Genomic DNA, 14,746 nt, shown 5'->3' on the forward strand with positions numbered 1-14,746 from the left:
CCCCGCTGCGAAGAGGAGAACCATGACGACGACGGAAGGCGCGGGACCGCCGAAATTCCCGATGCCCCGCCGCCCCGGCTGCCCGTTCGACCCGCCGGAGGAACTCGCCGAGATCCGCGAGACCCGGCCCGTCCAGCAGGTGCGCAACTGGGACGGCTCCCGGCACTGGCTGATCACCCGGTACTCGGACTGCCGCACGGTGCTCGGCGACGCGCGGTTCAGCTCGAACTTCCGGCTGCCCGGCTACCCGACCACCGGGCCGGCGCAGCTCGCCTCGACCTGGCGCAGCTTCATCAACATGGACGGCCCCGAGCATCTGGACCAGCGCAGGGTGCTCATGCGCGAGTTCACCCGGCGCCGGGCGGAGCAGCTGCGGCCGCACGTGCAGCAGATCGTGGACGACGCCATCGACGCTCTGCTCGCTCAAGGCCCGCCTGCCGACCTGGTGAGCCGTTTCGCGCTGCCGGTCTCCTCGCTGGTGATCTGCGAACTGCTCGGCGTGCCGTTCGAAGACTCCGCGTTCTTCCAGGACCGCTCGGCCGCCATGCTGGACAAGACGCTGAGCCGGGAAGGCATCAACAACGCCAGGGAGGAGCTGCGCGGTTTCCTGCGCGACCTGGTGGCCGCCAAGGAGGCGACGCCGGGCGACGACCTGATCAGCCGGCTCGTGCACGACCAGGTCCGGGCCGGGCGGATGACTTCGGTGCAGGTCGTGGACACCAGCATGCTGTTGCTCATCGCCGGCCACGAGACCACCGCGGACATGATCGGTCTCGGCACCGCGGCGCTGCTGGCCCATCCGGACCGGCTGGCCGAGATCCGCGACAGCGACGACCCGGCGTTTCTCGCCAACGCGGCCGAGGAAATGCTGCGGTATCTCACCATCACCCAGTCCGGCAGGCGGCGGGTGGCGGTCGCCGACATCGAGGTGGGCGGGCAGCTGATCCGCGCCGGCGAAGGCGTGATCGTCGCGAACGCCGCCGCCAACCGAGATCCCCGGCACTTCGCGGCCCCGGACGACCTCGACCCGCACCAGAAGGCGCGCCACCACCTCGCGTTCGGCTACGGGCCGCACCAATGCCTCGGCCAGTCGCTGGCCCGGGTCGAGTTGCAGGTCGTCTACGGCACGCTCTACCGGCGGATCCCCGCCCTGCGGCTCGCCGTCGCTCCGGAAGAAGTCCGCTACCAGCACGAAATGCTCATCTACGGCGTGCACGAGCTGCCGGTCGCCTGGTGACCGCGGCGCGAACCCCGATACCCGGAAAGGGAATCTTCATGACTTCATCGTTGCTCCTGGCCACCGAGATCCCGGTGGCCGGGCAGTCGGCGGCCGACGCGGTCAAAGCGCTGCGGGACAACGGTTCCGGCACGCTCTACGAGGGCCTCGAACACCCGGCGATCCTCGAGCTGACGCCGGTCGCCGACGCGGCCGCGCTCGCCGCGCCGCTGGCCCGGCTGCGCGAACTGCGCAAACCGCTCGCGCCGCTGCAGACCGGCGACTTCCGCACCCAGGTGCTGGAATTCGTCGCCGCGCCGAAGCCGGTCGACAGAGACCTCCCGGACACCCCGTACGTGCAACTGCGGCACGTCGAGGTGAAACCGCCGGTGCACGAGGAATACCTGGCCTGGCGCGAGGGGACGATCTTCGCCGAGGTCCGCGAGTCGGCCAAGATCGAAGCCTTCCTGGCTTATCACTCGCTGGTGAGCACCGAGCCGGGCGTGCTGTTCGTCGCGGGGTTCTCCTGCCCGCCGGAGGAGTACCTGCCGACGTTCGCCTCGGCGCGGTACGCCGAGATCGCCCGGCAGGCGCATCCCCGTTTCGTCACCGACGAAGGCCTCTACACCCGGATCTACCGGCGGGTTCCCGCTGAAGGCGAGCAGTCCCGATGACCGAGCCGTGCCGGTCCGCGGTCTACCGGCTGAGCATGACCACCCAGGGCCCGCTGTACCCGCCGAGCGAGGTGATGAACACCGACGGGGACTTCGTCGTCATCGGCACGATCACCCGCGCGCAGCCGGACGGCAGCGTCGCGGCGGCGCCCGGACGCGCGATCGTCTCGGCGGACAGCCCGCTCCCGGAGTTCGGGAGCACCCTCCCCTACCGGATCGTCCGCGAACTGCCCGAGGAGCTTTCCGCCGAGGACGAGGCGATGGTGCTCGCCACGCTGCCGCTGCCGCTGCCCTGCTCCAACTACACCGCGGTGATGGCGCCGCAACAGCAGCCGGAGCCGTTCTCGGTGACGCGCCCGAGCTATCCGTTCCACCAGGCCCCGATTCCGGATCTGCAGCCGGAAGACGGCCCGAAGGTGACCGCGCCGGTCACGCTCGGGCAGTGGGTCAAGGCCCGCGGCTCGCTGACCGTCACGCTGGCGGAGGACAGCACGGCGGCGGAGTTCCGCGGCGAGTTCTCCGGGCTGATCCCGGAAAGCCTGTACACCGTGATGGCGATCCGCCGCCGGGACATGGACCCGGACGGCCCGGCCCACCCCAGCCCGCTGGGAGTGCCGAATGTGTTCGTCGCCGACGAGGAGGGCAACGGGCGCTACCGCGCCGTGCTGCCCGACCCGTTCCCGGCCGCGGACGCGCCGAACAGCGCGGACCGGCTGGTCAATTTCGTCGTGCTGTGGATGAGCTACCAGCAGAACTACGGCGGCGCGGTGGGGCACCACGGTCTCGGCGCCGACATCCACGCGCAGCTGCGCCTCGACGCGCCCGGCTTCGCCGAATTCACCACCCGGCCCCGCAACGGAGATGGCAAATGACGTCAGGAATCGTGTCCCCGGTCAGCGATCCGGCCGACGAGGCCGCCCGCGGGCGCAACGCGGCGGCGGGCTTGCGCCGGCCGGTCGGCGTCGTGTCGACCGGGCTGTGCGTGCCGCCGCGGGTGGTGACCAACACCGAACTCACCCGCACGCTCGACACCTCCGACGCGTGGATCCGGTCCCGCACCGGGATCGAAGAACGGCGGTACCTCGCGACTGGACTGTCCACATCGGACATGAGTATCGCAGCGGCGCGCGAGGCGCTGCGCCGGGGCGGTGTCGCCGCGGCCGAGCTGGACGCGATCATCGTCACCACGTTCACTCCGGACCAGCCGCTGCCCTCCACCGCGTTGATGGTCAAGGAACGGCTGGGCGCGCACCGCGCCGTCCCGCTCGACCTCACCCAGGCGGCGTGTGCCGGCGGGATCTACGCCCTGGTGGTGGCGGCGCACTTGCTGCAGAACACCTCGTACCGGCACGTGCTGGTGATCGGGGCCGACGCGGGTTCGCGGGCGACCGATCCGCAGGACCGCGGCACCCGGGTGTTCCTCGGGGACGCCGCGGGCGCCGCGCTGCTTTCGCCGACCGCGGACGGCTTCGGAATCCTGTCCTGGCACACCGATTCCGAACTGTCCTACGAGGTCGAGATCCCGGCAGGCGGCTCGCGGACGCCGACCAGCCCGGAAACCCTGCAGCGGCGCGACCAGTACCTGAAGATGAACGGCAAGGCAGTCTGGACCATGGCGACCGACCGGCTGCCGCGCAGCATCCGCGAAACCGCGGCACGAGCCGGGATCGGTCTCGACGAGGTCGGCTATTACCTGCTGCACCAGGCCAATCTCAACATCATCACCGAGGCGATGGCGAGCCTCGGCGTGCCTGCCGAGCGAGCTCCCACCACCGTCCGGCGCTTCGGGAACACCGCCGCGGCCAGCATGTTCACCGTTCTGCACGAGACGCTGAACGGCCCCGCGGAACACGGCGACGTGCTGATCATGGCGGGCATCGGCGCCGGGTTCCTGTGGGGTTCGATGTGCCTGCGCCACTGCGCGGCCCGGGGCTAGCTGTGTTCGCGATCTCAGCGGCGGGCACCGACGCCGCCGACCCGCTCGGCCAGCTGCGCGCCGGAGAGTGGCCGGACCCCTCCCCTGGCGAAGGCTGGACGACGGTGACCGTTCGCGCGGCTTCGCTGAACCGCCACGACCTGTGGACGTTGCGCGGCGTGGTGCCGCCGCACCAGCGGCTGCCGGTGGTACTCGGTTCGGACGCCGCCGGCGTCGACGAGAACGGCGAACCGGTCCTCGTGCATTCGGTGATCGGGAACCCGGAGTACCGGGGCGACGAGACGCTGGATCCGGACCGCACCGTGCTGAGCGAGAAATACGACGGCACGTTCGCCGAACGAGTCGCCGTCCCGGTCCGGAACCTGCTGCCCAAACCATCGTGGCTTTCGTTCGAGGAGGCCGCGTGCCTCCCGGGTTCGTGGTTGACGGCGTATCGGATGCTTTTCGAACAGGCACCGCTGAAACCCGGCGACACGGTGCTGGTGCAGGGCGCGGGCGGCGGGGTGTCGACCGCGCTCGTCGCGCTCGCCGCCGCCGGCGGGTTCCGGGTCTGGGTGACCGGCAGTACCGAAGAACGGCGGCGGCGGGCCGAGCGGCTCGGCGCGGACGCGTCCTTCCCGCCCGGAACCCGCCTGCCGCGCCGGGTCGACGCGGTGATGGAGACCGTCGGCGAGGCGACGCTGGCGCATTCGCTCCGGAGCGTCCGGTCCGGCGGCCACATCGTCGTCTCCGGTGCGACCACCGGGGCGACTCCGCGCATCGACCTGACGCACGTGTTCTACCGGCAGCTCACCCTCACCGGCTGCACGCTCGGCACCCGCGAGCACCTGGCGCGGCTCCTGCGGTTCTGCGCGGAGCATCGGCTCGCGCCCGAGGTCGACCGGGTGCTGCCGCTGTCGCGTGCGGCGGCCGGATTCCGGGCGATGGCGGAGGGGAACGTGTTCGGCAAGGTCGTGTTCACGGTCTGAATCAGTTGTCCGCACGGAAAAACTAACCCAAGGAGAGTGGTGTGGTGAGCAGTTCCGCGGTGACCCGCGAGGCGCTGGAGACCTTCGTGATCGACGCGCTGGCGGAGCAGGGCGCGGCCCGGGAACGGATCGGCCCGGATGTGTCCTTCGACGAGCTGGGGCTGGATTCGCTGAACGTGACCGACATGGGCCTGTCGGTCAAGAACGAGTTCGGCATCGACGTGCACCCCGGCGACCTCGAAGACGCCGAGAATCTCCGCGCGGCGCTCGCGGTGATCTACCGGAAGGCCGGGCTCGGATGACGGTCACGCTCTCCGGGGCCGGATCGGCGCTGCCGCGCCGCGTCGTCGGCAACGACGACTTCACACACCTGGACACGTCCGACGAATGGATCGTGCAGCGCACCGGCATCCGGCAGCGGTACTGGCTGGAGGAGGACGAAACCCTCGCGGACCTCGCGGAGCGGGCCTGCCGCGCCGCGCTCGCCGACGCGGCGGTCGCGCCGCAGGCGATCCGGCACGTCATCGTGGCCACGTCCACCGCGGACCGGATCAGCCCGGGTGTCGCGGTCGAGGTGGCCACCCGGCTCGGCCTCGACTGTCCGGCGGCGTTCGACGTCAGCGCCGGCTGCTCTGGCTTTCTCTACGCGCTGGACCAAGGGATCGCGCTCATCGAGTCCGGGCGCGCCGAGCACGTCCTGGTGTGCGGAGCCGAGGCGCTTTCGCGCATCACCGATTTCTCCGACCGGAGCACGGCCGTGCTGCTGGGCGACGGTGCGGGCGCGGTGGTGGTGTCGCGCGCACCGGGCGCGATGCGGCCGGTCTTCGCGTTGGGCTCGGACGGGACGAAGATCGACCTGCTGTACGTCGGCCGGCACGACGGGCTGCTGCGGATGCGCGGCCGGGACATTTACGAACACGCCGTCGAGGCGATGACCGGGCACACCCGGCTGGTGCTGAAAACCTCCGGGCTGAACGCAGGCGACCTCGCGCTCTTCGTCGCGCATCAGGCCAACGCGCGAATCGTGCAGGCGGTTGCCCGGCGGCTGGAAGTGCCCGAGCGCAAGGTCTTTCTCAATGTCGACCGGGTAGCGAACACGTCGTCCGCGTCGATCCCGCTCGCGCTCGCGCAGGCCGCAGGGCAGCGGCTGGCGCCCGCGGGCGGAATCCTCGGCCTGGCCACCTTCGGTGCGGGCCTGACCTGGGGTGCCGGGGTCATTTCGTGGAAAGCGAGACCCGGCGCAAGCGGAGAATCAACCGAAAGGGAAACACCATGAACCATCCGGGACTGCTGGCAGGCAAGGTCGCGCTGATCACCGGCGCGAGCAGCGGGATCGGCGCCGCGGCGGCAAAGATTTTCGCGCGGGAGGGCGCCAAGGTCGTTCTGGTGGCGCGGCGCAAGGAGCGGTTGGAGGCGTTGACCGAGGAACTGCGGGACCGCGGCGCGGAAGCGGAGTTCGCGGTCGCGGACGTGCGCGTCGCCGAAGAATGCGCGGCTGCGGTGGACCTTGCCGTCGAGCGGTTCGGCCGGCTCGACGTGGCCTTCAACAACGCGGGCCACGGCATCGGGCGCGACCCGTTGCACCTGATGGACGACGATGTTTACGACTACCTCGTCGACACCAACCTGCGCGGTGTCTTCAACTGCCTCCGTCCGGAGATCACCACGATGCTGACGAACGAGAACGGCGGTGCGATCGTCAACACCAGCAGCGTCGGCGGGCTCGTCGCGTCACCCGTGTCCGCGCCGTACATCGCTGCGAAACACGCCGTCGTCGGCCTGACCCGGGCGGCTGCCGCGGAGTACGGGCGCGAGCGGATCCGGGTGAACGCCATCGCACCGGGCGCGACGCACAGCGAGCAGGTGGCCGACTGGTTCACGAAGAACCCTGGCATGGAGGAGACGCTGCACCAGCTGACCCCGCTGCCCCGGACCGCGCAGCCGGAGGAAACCGCCGAGGTGGTCGCGTGGCTGTGCAGCGACCGTGCCTCCTACGTCACCGGCGTCGCGATGCCGGTCGACGGCGGATTCACCATCCAGTGACGCCGCCGGCCGGCGCGGGAAAGGAGAAGGCGATGGGAGGCCGCCTCGACGGAAAGGTCGCGGTGATCACCGGGGCGGGATCGGGAATCGGGCGGGCGACCGCGGAACGATTCGCCGCCGAAGGCGCCGTCGTCGCCGCATGGGACGTCAATGCCGACGGCGCGGGTCTGACGGCGAAAACGTTGGCAGACCGTGGATTCCGGGCCGCCGCGTTCGCGGTCGACGTGTCCTCGGCGGAGTCGGTGCGGACGGCCGCCGGCGAGGTCGCCGCGCAGTTCGGCACAGTGGACGTCCTGGTCAACAACGCGGGGATCTTCGATTACTACGCCACCCTGCGCGACACGACCGAGGAAGCCTGGGACCGCGTCCTGAACGTGAACCTGAAGGGGATGTTCCTCGTCACCCAGGCGCTGCTCGACGCGCTCGTCGACGGCGGCGGGGCGGTGGTGAACACGTCCTCGATCTCCGGCTTGGTGGCCGGCGGCGGCGGGGTCGCCTACACCGCGTCGAAGCACGGCGTCATCGGATTCACCCGGCAACTGGCCCTCGAATACGGCAAACACGGCGTGCGGGCCAATGCGGTGCTGCCCGGCGCGGTCGAAACCGAAATGACCAAACCGCTGCTGGCACAGGCTGATCTGCCGATTCTGGAAACCGTCCGCAGCGTGCCGGCCGGCAGGCACGCCCAGCCGGACGAGATCGCCGACACGGTGCTGTTCCTGGCCAGCGACGAGGCCAGGTTCGTCTACGGCACGAGCTTCGTCGTCGACGGCGGCTGGACCGTCGTCTGACCGACGGAACCGATTTCGGCTGTTTTTCCTGGGGAAGCATTTTTCTCAGCACTGGGGTTCCGCGCGCGAAAAATCGCGCGCGGATGGACGAAAGAATGGACGACCATGTTCTTTTCCGAATCGCGGACGCCGGGCAGGGCCGGCCGCCGCGGCATCGCGTTGCTGGCCGCCTGCGCGGCGTTGGCGCTGACCGCGGGGACGGCGGACGCAGCCGGTCCGGTGACGCCGCTGTTCACCCTTCCGGCAGGCAATGTCGCTCCCGAGTCGCTGACCGCGGACCCGGCCACCGGCGACATCTACGTTTCCAGCTACACCAACGGCGAAGTCGACCGCCGCGCCGCCGGTTCCGGGCAGGCGCAGGTGTTCATTCCCGGCGGCGCCGACGGCAGGGCGAACGCGACCGGGGTCAAAGTCGACAGCGCCGGCCGGCTGTGGGTGCTGGGCGGCCCCACCGGCATCGTCGACGTCTACGACGTCAAAACCGGAGCGCGGATCGCGGCATTCACCAGCGGCAGCACCGACGGCCTGCTCAACGATGTCGCCTTCGGCCCGGACGGCAGCGCGTACATCACCGATTCGTATCTGCCGGTGGTGTACCGGGTCGCCCCGGCCGATCTCGCCGGCGCGGCGAACGGCGCGACCCTGCCGCAGTGGCTCTCCCTGCGCGGCACGCCCGCGGACTACGGCACGGCGAAACAGCTGAACCTCAACGGCATCGGCGTGTACCGCGGAAATCTGGTGACAGTCAACTCCACCACCGGGCAATTGTTCCGGATCTGCCTGGCGACGCGTTCGGTCAGCGTCGTGCAGAGCAGCGCGAAGTTTGTCGACGGCGACGGCCTGACCATCGCCGGCGACAAGATGTGGATCGCCCAGAACTACCGCAACACGGTGGTGCGGGCCGGACTCAGCGGCGACGCCGGTGTCGCCTCCCCGGAGGTCTCGTTCACCAGCGACGACCTCCGGATTCCCAGTTCGGTGATCCGCTACGGCGGGCAGACGGTCGTGACCCGCGGCCAGTTCGGCAGCCCGACGCCCGTGACCCCGTTCGACGTCGCCGCGGTCGCCGGGGTCTAGCGGACGATCTCCGCGAGAGCCGTAGCGCCTCCCGTGCGGGTGCCGGCGGTCTCAGCCGCCGCCGGCACCCGCACGGGAGGCCATCTCCGCGAGCCTCCGCAGCGCCTCGTGGTCCGCGCTGCCCGGTTCGGCCTGGTAGATCGTCATCCGCTGGCCGCCCGGGCCCAGCCGCAGCACCTCGTAGTCGAACGTGACCTCGCCGAGGTCCGGATGCCGCAGCCGGGCTTGGGCGCTGCGCCGGCTGCGGACATCGTAGCGCTGCCACAGCCGGCAGAATTCCGTGCTGTCCCGGGAAAGTTCCTCGACCAGCGCGGCCAGGTCCGGAGCCTCGGGCGCGTCGGCGAGCAGCGACCGCAGCTGCGCGGCGGTGCTGACCGCGGCTTCCTCCCAATCGACGTAAAGCTCCCGCGCGGCCGGATGCCGGAACAGGTACCGGATCGTATTGCGGCGTTCGGCAGGCCAGTCCGTCAATCCCGGGAACAGCGCGAGCGCTTCCGGATTCGCGGCGAGGATGTCGCTGGTTCGGCTCAGCAGATGCGCAGGCCACGGGCGCACCGTCTCGAGGAGCCGGAGAATGCCCGGCCGCACCTCGCGTTCGGACGGATTTCCCGGTGACAGCACGCGTTGCGCGGTGTGGTTGGCAAGCGCGTAGAGGTGCGCGTGCTCCTCCCGGTTGAGCCGCAGCGCATTCGCGATCCCGTCGAGGACCACGCCGCTCGGATTGGTTTCGCGGCCTTGCTCCAGCCGGATGTAGTACTGGACGCTGAGCCCGGCGAGAGTGGCGAGTTCCTCCCGGCGCAACCCCTGCGTGCGGCGGAGTCCGGTGCCCTCGGGGAGCCCGACGTCGGCAGGGCGCAGCCGGGCGCGCCGGGCGAGCAGGAATTCGCCGAGCAGGGCGGGCGTGCTCGTGGGCACGGATTCTCCTCTTCCAGGGCTCGCCGGTGTGGTGGTTGCCGGACGCTGCCTGTCCCTTTCACTGGCAGGCACGGTGGTGCCATGCACACTGCGGTCTTCTTCCTGACGGTACTTGCTGCCAGGGTCGAAGTCATCCCGGAAACCCGGGCAGACCCGAAGGGAGATCCGTGACACGAATGCCGGGCACGGTTTCGCCGCCGCGCGGCCGCTGGGCGGGCCCGCCGCCGGAACAGGCGGGGTTCGGCGGCCGGTTCACTGCCGCGACCTCGATCGGCTCCGTGCTCAACCCGGTCAACTCGTCGATCATCGCGATCGCACTGGTGTCCATCGGCCAGGCGTTCGGGGTCGGAGCCGACGCCACCACGTGGCTGGTTTCCGCGCTGTACGTGGCGACCGCGGTGGGCCAGCCGACCGCGGGACGGCTCGCCGACCTGTTCGGACCGCGCCGGGTCTACCTGATCGGCTCGGCGCTGGTCGGCCTCGGCGGACTGCTCGGATTTCTCGCGCCGACGCTGTCCCTGCTGGTGGTTGCGCGGGTGATCATCGGGATCGGCACCTCAGCCGCGTATCCGGCGGCGATGGCCATGGTGCGGCGGCAATCCGAGCGGCTGCGCACTCCGGCCCCGGGCGGCGTGCTGAGCGCGCTGGCGATCGCTGGCTGGACCAGCATGGCGGTCGGTCCGCCACTGGGCGGTCTGCTGATCGCGATCGGCGGCTGGCGGGCCACCTTCGTCGTCAACCTTCCCCTGGCGGCGATCAGCGTGCTGTGCGCTCTGCGCTGGCTGCCCGCCGACGAACCGAACGAGCGCGGCACTTCGCGGCTGCGCAGTTTCGACCCGGCCGGAATGGCGCTGTTCGCGGTCGTGCTGATCGGCCTGCTGGTATTCCTGATGGACCTGAGCGCGCCTCGCTGGTGGCTGCTCGGCGGCGCCGCGGTGCTGCTTGGCGTGCTGGTCTGGTGGGAACTGCGGAATCCCACGCCGTTCCTCGACGTGCGGATGCTGGCCACGAACCGGGCGTTGACCACGACTTATCTGCGGTACGCGGTCACCATGCTGGTGACGTACTGCTTCCTCTACGGCTGGACGATGTGGCTGGAGCAGAGCGCGCACTTCTCGAGCTCCACGACCGGTCTGCTGATGGTGCCGTGCTTCGTCGTGGCCGCCGCCGGTTCGGCGCTGATCGCCCGGTGCGGGGCGTGGGGCCCGCTGCTGGCAGGCACGATCGCGCTGACCGCGGCCAGCGCGTGCCTGTTGCTGCTGCACGCGGATTCGCCGCTGTGGCTGCTGATCGTGACGAGCCTCGTGTTCGGGCTGCAGAACGGGCTCAACGCGGTGAGCAACCAGGCCGCGATGTACCGGCAGGCACCGGCTTCGCACACCGGCTCGGCCGCCGGGCTGCTGCGCACGTTCTCCTACCTCGGGGCGATCGCGTCGGCCAGCCTGATCAGCCTGACCTTCGGCGAACAGGCCACCGATGCCGGGCTGCACGAACTGGCGTTGATCCTCACCTTCGGCTCCGCGGCGACCATCCTGACCGTGGTGTTCGACCGGGAACTGCGGAAACCCGCGCCGGACAAGACTTCCTGACCTTTTCAGCAGTACGACAACAAGGAGAAGAGAACCCGTGGCCATCACCACGCTGGACCGCACCACCGCACTGATCGTGATCGACCTCCAGAAAGGCATCGTGGCACTGCCCACCGTCCACCCGGCCGCGGACATCGTCGAGCGCAGCAACCAGCTGCTCGCCGCCTTCCACCGGCACGACCTGCCGGTGGTGCTGGTCAACGTCGACGGCGGCGCTCCTGGCCGCACCGACGCTCCCGCCGGCGGCGGCGAGTTGCCTGCCGACTTCGCCGAGTTCGTGCCCGAACTGGACCGGCAGCCCGGCGATCATGTCGTGACGAAGCCGAACTGGGGCGCGTTCTACGGGACGTCGCTCGACCTTCGGCTGCGCCGGCTCGGCGTCACCCAGGTCGTGCTGGCCGGCATCGCCACCAGCATCGGCGTCGAGTCCACCGCCCGTGCGGCGCACGAACGCGGCTATCACGTCACGCTCGCGGTGGACGCGATGACCGACCTGAACGCCGAAACGCACCGGAACAGCATCGAGCGGATCTTCCCGATGCTCGGTGAGAGCGGTACCGCACAGGAGATCATCGATCACCTGAAGAACTCTCACTGATATCGGGCGCGCGGCCGTTGGCCGGGTCTTCTTCCCCCCAGGGATGACCCGGCCAACGGCCTTTTTCGTGGGCTCGACGCGCTATTTGGGGGAACAATAAACCACATTTCCTCCTATTACGCTCGCGGCCGTCGGAAGCTGTTGTCCGGCTCCGCTGTGCTTGCTAAGGTCGCAACCGGATTCACGCGGGGACAAGGAGACCGGTCCGATGAGCCTTGCCAATGTACTGTCCCTGCGTGCGCGTCCGGCGGACCGGATAGAGAATTACGGCACCGGATCCGAGCACGTGCTCGAAATGTGGCACGGCGGCGAACAGATCGCCGTAGTGGTGCACGGAGGGTTTTGGGCCGCGGAATACGACCGGTCGCATATCCGTCCGTTCTGCGCGGCGCTCGCGGATCAGGGCTACACGACGGTCGCGGTCGAATACCACCGCGTCGGGCAGCACGCGGGCGGCTGGCCGGGCACGTTCACCGATGTCGCGGCTGCGGTCGATGCGCTTCCGCGGCTCGTCGGGGCACGACGCGAGACAACGGTGCTGGTCGGGCATTCCGCGGGCGGGCATCTCGCGCTCTGGACGGCTTTACGGGACCGGTTGCCCGACGGCGGGCCGGGCGCGCCGGGGAACCGGACGGAAGTCAACGGAGTGGTGTCCCTGGCGGGCGTCTGCGATCTGGTCGACGGTCACCGGCGCAACCTCGACGACGGCGCGGTGCACCGCCTCCTCGGCGGTCCGCCGGACGGTCTTTCCGCCCGCTACCGCCTGGCCGATCCGATCCGGCTCGTGCCGTCGGCCGCGCGGTGCGTCCTGGTCCACGGCGACCAGGACGACCGGGTGCCGGTGAGCCAGAGCGTCCGGTTCCACGCCGCCGCACTGGCCCAAGGCGGCGACGCACGGCTGACGATCCTTCCGGGCACCGGGCATTTCGAGTTGATCGACCCGACCTCGGCGGCCTTCGACGCGGTGCTCGACGCGGTCCGCACCGCCTTCTCCGCTCCCGGCTATCTCGCCCCGACCGGCTCGGAATCGGCGAAGTAAGGCCCGAAAACCCGCTCTATCACCGGAACCGGGCGCAAGGCGTACAGCATCAACGCGTAGCAACTCCCCCGCAGCAACAACGACGGCACCAGCACACCCGCACCGACCGCGAGCGTCGCAAGCGGCTTGTTGTGGACGACATCGAGCAACACCAGCGGCGCCACGCCCAGCAGCATCGTTTCCAGAATCACCCGGACCGCGAACAATCCGTAGAGGGGCAGGAATATCCGGCGTTCCCGCATCGAAGCGACCACCGAGCTCCGCTCCCGCACGGAAACCGGGAGCGGGGCGGCGACGATCGCGGCCGAGACCGCGGCATAGGCGGCCGGGAAGGCCAGCACGGCGACGGCCAGCAACGGAATCGTCAGGTCCGCCCCGGCAGTGCGCCACACCAGCAGGGCGGGTAGGTACCCGAGCAAGCCGGCCAGTGCGCACAGGACGTAAAGCGCGAGTTCCGCACCGAAAAGCCAGCAGACGGAGCCCACGCGGATCGACCGCAGCGTGGCGAACAACGTCGTGCGCCGGTCCCGGAAAACCAGCATCAACTGCTGCGAAGCGGCCGCGCTGACCAAGATCTTGCCCGCAAACCCGCCCGCGGCCACCGCCAGGAACGCGGGCGACCGGATCAGGGACCATGCTTCCGCGGGAGCGTCGTCGAAGAGCCAGCCGCGGCGGAAGACGTCGGTGGCGATGCCTTGATCCGGGACCAGCAAAGAAAAAGCCAGCACAACCACCGCGACGGCGAGAACGCTCGGGTTGCGCAGGAGGAGCGCGAACGGGCGTACGACGGCCTGCCTCGCGAAGTCCCGGAGCACGGCGTCAGCCGGCGGCAAGGGTGTAGAGGTCGCGCAGGGTCCAGCCGCACAGGGCGGTCAGCACGAGCAGCGCACCTCCGAGAACCAGGGGCAGCAGGCCGGTCACGCCGTCCACTACAGTGGACCACAGCACCACACCGCCGCCGACCGCCAGCGCCGCGGCCACCATGCCGATCCCCCACCACAGCCGCCCTGGCTCGGGCGCCACCACGTCCTCCGGGTCGAGGCCCGCGACGACGGTGCACACTTGCACCGAGCCCAGCACCAGCGCCAGCCACCACCCGACCAGAAGCGTGATGCGCAGGCCCGGCGAAAGCGAGGCGGACAGGTTCGCGGCGACGTACACCGCGCCGCCGATGACGACCGGCACCGCGAGCCGGCGCAGGGCTTGCGCGACCAGGCGGAGCATCGCCCGCACGGAAAGCCGCGGCAACGGGACGACCAGCACCAGGCCCGCCAGCACGAGCACATCGCTGACGTTCGCCGCCCACGAATGCACCACGTTCTCCGGCAGCAGCGAGTCTTCGACGGCGATGTGCCCGAGCAGCCAACCGCTCAGCCCGGCCGCGAAAACCAGTGCGGAAGCCCGGCTGCGCCGCTGCGCGGCCGAATCGGCAGGCCACACCACCGGATGCACCCACATGTCCAGAGCGCCGACGACCAGGTTCGGCAGCCGCCGCCAGCCGGCGGCGCGGGCCTCGTCTTCCAGCCCCGCGCCCCAGCGGCTGCGCAGCGACGCCGGATAAAGCCGGACCAGCCGCGCCGCCCAGCTCATGCCGGGTTCACCCCCAGCCGCCGCAGGCCGGCGTCGGCGACCCGGGCCATCGCCCGCAGTTCGCGTTCGAGGACCTCCCGCCCGCGGTCGGTCAGCTGCACCGGGCGTTGCCTTCCCTGCTCCTCCAGCGATTCGACCAGCCCCTTCGCCTCCAGCCGGGCCAATGCGCCGTAAAGGCTGCCCGCGCCGAGACGTTCGCCGGTCAGCTGCTCGATCGCGCTGTTGATGGCGTAACCGTGCAACTGGCCGTCGGCCAGTGCACACAGCACCAGGGTCTGCGCGTCGTTGGCTTGCATCCGTTCTCCCTTGC

At 70.2% G+C, this 14,746-nt stretch carries 17 protein-coding genes; 13 read left to right on the forward strand and 4 right to left on the reverse strand.

Going from position 1 to position 14,746, the window contains the following annotated elements:
• Nucleotides 1-22 precede the first annotated feature (22 nt).
• From EIZ45_RS14450 to EIZ45_RS14495, 10 genes are all read left to right on the forward strand, one after another.
• The gene (locus EIZ45_RS14450; RefSeq protein WP_134662775.1) at nt 23-1,237 is read left to right on the forward strand and encodes a cytochrome P450; all 1,215 of its coding nucleotides are present in this window, start codon (nt 23-25) and stop codon (nt 1,235-1,237) included.
• 38 nt (nt 1,238-1,275) lie between these two features.
• Nucleotides 1,276-1,890 carry a hypothetical protein gene (locus EIZ45_RS14455; RefSeq protein WP_134662776.1) on the forward strand — a complete coding sequence of 205 codons (615 nt, stop codon included), beginning with the start codon at nt 1,276-1,278 and terminating at the stop codon, nt 1,888-1,890.
• Entirely contained in the window at nt 1,887-2,762 is an 876-nt protein-coding gene (locus EIZ45_RS14460) for a hypothetical protein (protein ID WP_134662777.1), read from the forward strand. The genes EIZ45_RS14455 and EIZ45_RS14460 overlap by 4 nt, the downstream gene beginning before the upstream one ends.
• Nucleotides 2,759-3,826: a 3-oxoacyl-ACP synthase III family protein gene (locus tag EIZ45_RS14465; protein WP_134662778.1), complete on the forward strand. Its 1,068-nt coding sequence runs from the start codon at nt 2,759-2,761 to the stop codon at nt 3,824-3,826. Before EIZ45_RS14460 ends, EIZ45_RS14465 begins: the two co-directional genes overlap by 4 nt.
• A 2-nt stretch (nt 3,827-3,828) precedes the next feature.
• A complete protein-coding gene (locus tag EIZ45_RS14470) occupies nt 3,829-4,794 on the forward strand; it encodes a zinc-binding dehydrogenase (protein WP_134662779.1) in 966 nt (321 codons plus the stop codon).
• Between the two features lie 44 nt (nt 4,795-4,838).
• Nucleotides 4,839-5,096, forward strand: coding sequence for an acyl carrier protein (locus EIZ45_RS14475; protein WP_158714388.1), 258 nt, complete (start codon nt 4,839-4,841; stop codon nt 5,094-5,096).
• Nucleotides 5,093-6,070: a beta-ketoacyl-ACP synthase 3 gene (locus EIZ45_RS14480; RefSeq protein WP_134662780.1), complete on the forward strand. Its 978-nt coding sequence runs from the start codon at nt 5,093-5,095 to the stop codon at nt 6,068-6,070. The genes EIZ45_RS14475 and EIZ45_RS14480 overlap by 4 nt, the downstream gene beginning before the upstream one ends.
• Nucleotides 6,067-6,837, forward strand: a complete 771-nt coding sequence (locus tag EIZ45_RS14485; RefSeq protein ID WP_134662781.1) for an SDR family NAD(P)-dependent oxidoreductase — start codon at nt 6,067-6,069, stop codon at nt 6,835-6,837. Before EIZ45_RS14480 ends, EIZ45_RS14485 begins: the two co-directional genes overlap by 4 nt.
• 32 nt (nt 6,838-6,869) lie before the next feature.
• Nucleotides 6,870-7,628, forward strand: a complete 759-nt coding sequence (locus EIZ45_RS14490) for an SDR family NAD(P)-dependent oxidoreductase (protein ID WP_078870221.1) — start codon at nt 6,870-6,872, stop codon at nt 7,626-7,628.
• A gap of 105 nt (nt 7,629-7,733) precedes the next feature.
• Nucleotides 7,734-8,705: a superoxide dismutase gene (locus EIZ45_RS14495; protein ID WP_134662782.1), complete on the forward strand. Its 972-nt coding sequence runs from the start codon at nt 7,734-7,736 to the stop codon at nt 8,703-8,705.
• A gap of 51 nt (nt 8,706-8,756) precedes the next feature.
• On the opposite strand, the gene EIZ45_RS14500 is transcribed toward EIZ45_RS14495, so the two are convergent.
• Nucleotides 8,757-9,620 (reverse strand): helix-turn-helix domain-containing protein, encoded by an 864-nt coding sequence (locus EIZ45_RS14500; protein WP_037806228.1) that lies wholly within the window; start codon nt 9,618-9,620, stop codon nt 8,757-8,759.
• Nucleotides 9,621-9,796: 176 nt separating this feature from the next.
• Between EIZ45_RS14500 and EIZ45_RS14505 the strand changes: the two genes are divergently transcribed.
• The 3 genes from EIZ45_RS14505 (at nt 9,797) to EIZ45_RS14515 (ending at nt 12,846) form a co-directional block, all read left to right on the forward strand.
• Nucleotides 9,797-11,209 carry an MFS transporter gene (locus EIZ45_RS14505; protein ID WP_037806231.1) on the forward strand — a complete coding sequence of 471 codons (1,413 nt, stop codon included), beginning with the start codon at nt 9,797-9,799 and terminating at the stop codon, nt 11,207-11,209.
• A gap of 37 nt (nt 11,210-11,246) precedes the next feature.
• Nucleotides 11,247-11,807 (forward strand): isochorismatase family protein, encoded by a 561-nt coding sequence (locus EIZ45_RS14510; protein WP_037806232.1) that lies wholly within the window; start codon nt 11,247-11,249, stop codon nt 11,805-11,807.
• A 208-nt stretch (nt 11,808-12,015) separates the two neighbouring features.
• Nucleotides 12,016-12,846 (forward strand): S9 family peptidase, encoded by an 831-nt coding sequence (locus EIZ45_RS14515; protein ID WP_051728529.1) that lies wholly within the window; start codon nt 12,016-12,018, stop codon nt 12,844-12,846.
• Here the strand turns inward: EIZ45_RS14515 and EIZ45_RS14520 are convergent.
• The 3 genes from EIZ45_RS14520 to EIZ45_RS14530 are packed head-to-tail and all read right to left on the reverse strand — an operon-like array spanning nt 12,810 to nt 14,732.
• A complete protein-coding gene (locus EIZ45_RS14520; RefSeq protein ID WP_134662783.1) occupies nt 12,810-13,661 on the reverse strand; it encodes a hypothetical protein in 852 nt (283 codons plus the stop codon). The genes EIZ45_RS14515 and EIZ45_RS14520 overlap by 37 nt on opposite strands.
• Before the next feature lie 4 nt (nt 13,662-13,665).
• On the reverse strand, nt 13,666-14,436 hold the full coding sequence (locus EIZ45_RS14525) for a hypothetical protein (RefSeq protein WP_134662784.1): 771 nt from the start codon (nt 14,434-14,436) through the stop codon (nt 13,666-13,668).
• Nucleotides 14,433-14,732 carry a PadR family transcriptional regulator gene (locus EIZ45_RS14530; RefSeq protein WP_037806238.1) on the reverse strand — a complete coding sequence of 100 codons (300 nt, stop codon included), beginning with the start codon at nt 14,730-14,732 and terminating at the stop codon, nt 14,433-14,435. Before EIZ45_RS14530 ends, EIZ45_RS14525 begins: the two co-directional genes overlap by 4 nt.
• Nucleotides 14,733-14,746: the final 14 nt, after the last annotated feature.

The sequence above is a fragment of the Amycolatopsis sp. CFH S0740 genome (assembly GCF_004522315.1).
In the GTDB taxonomy this organism is placed as follows: Bacteria; Actinomycetota; Actinomycetes; order Mycobacteriales; family Pseudonocardiaceae; genus Amycolatopsis; species Amycolatopsis nivea.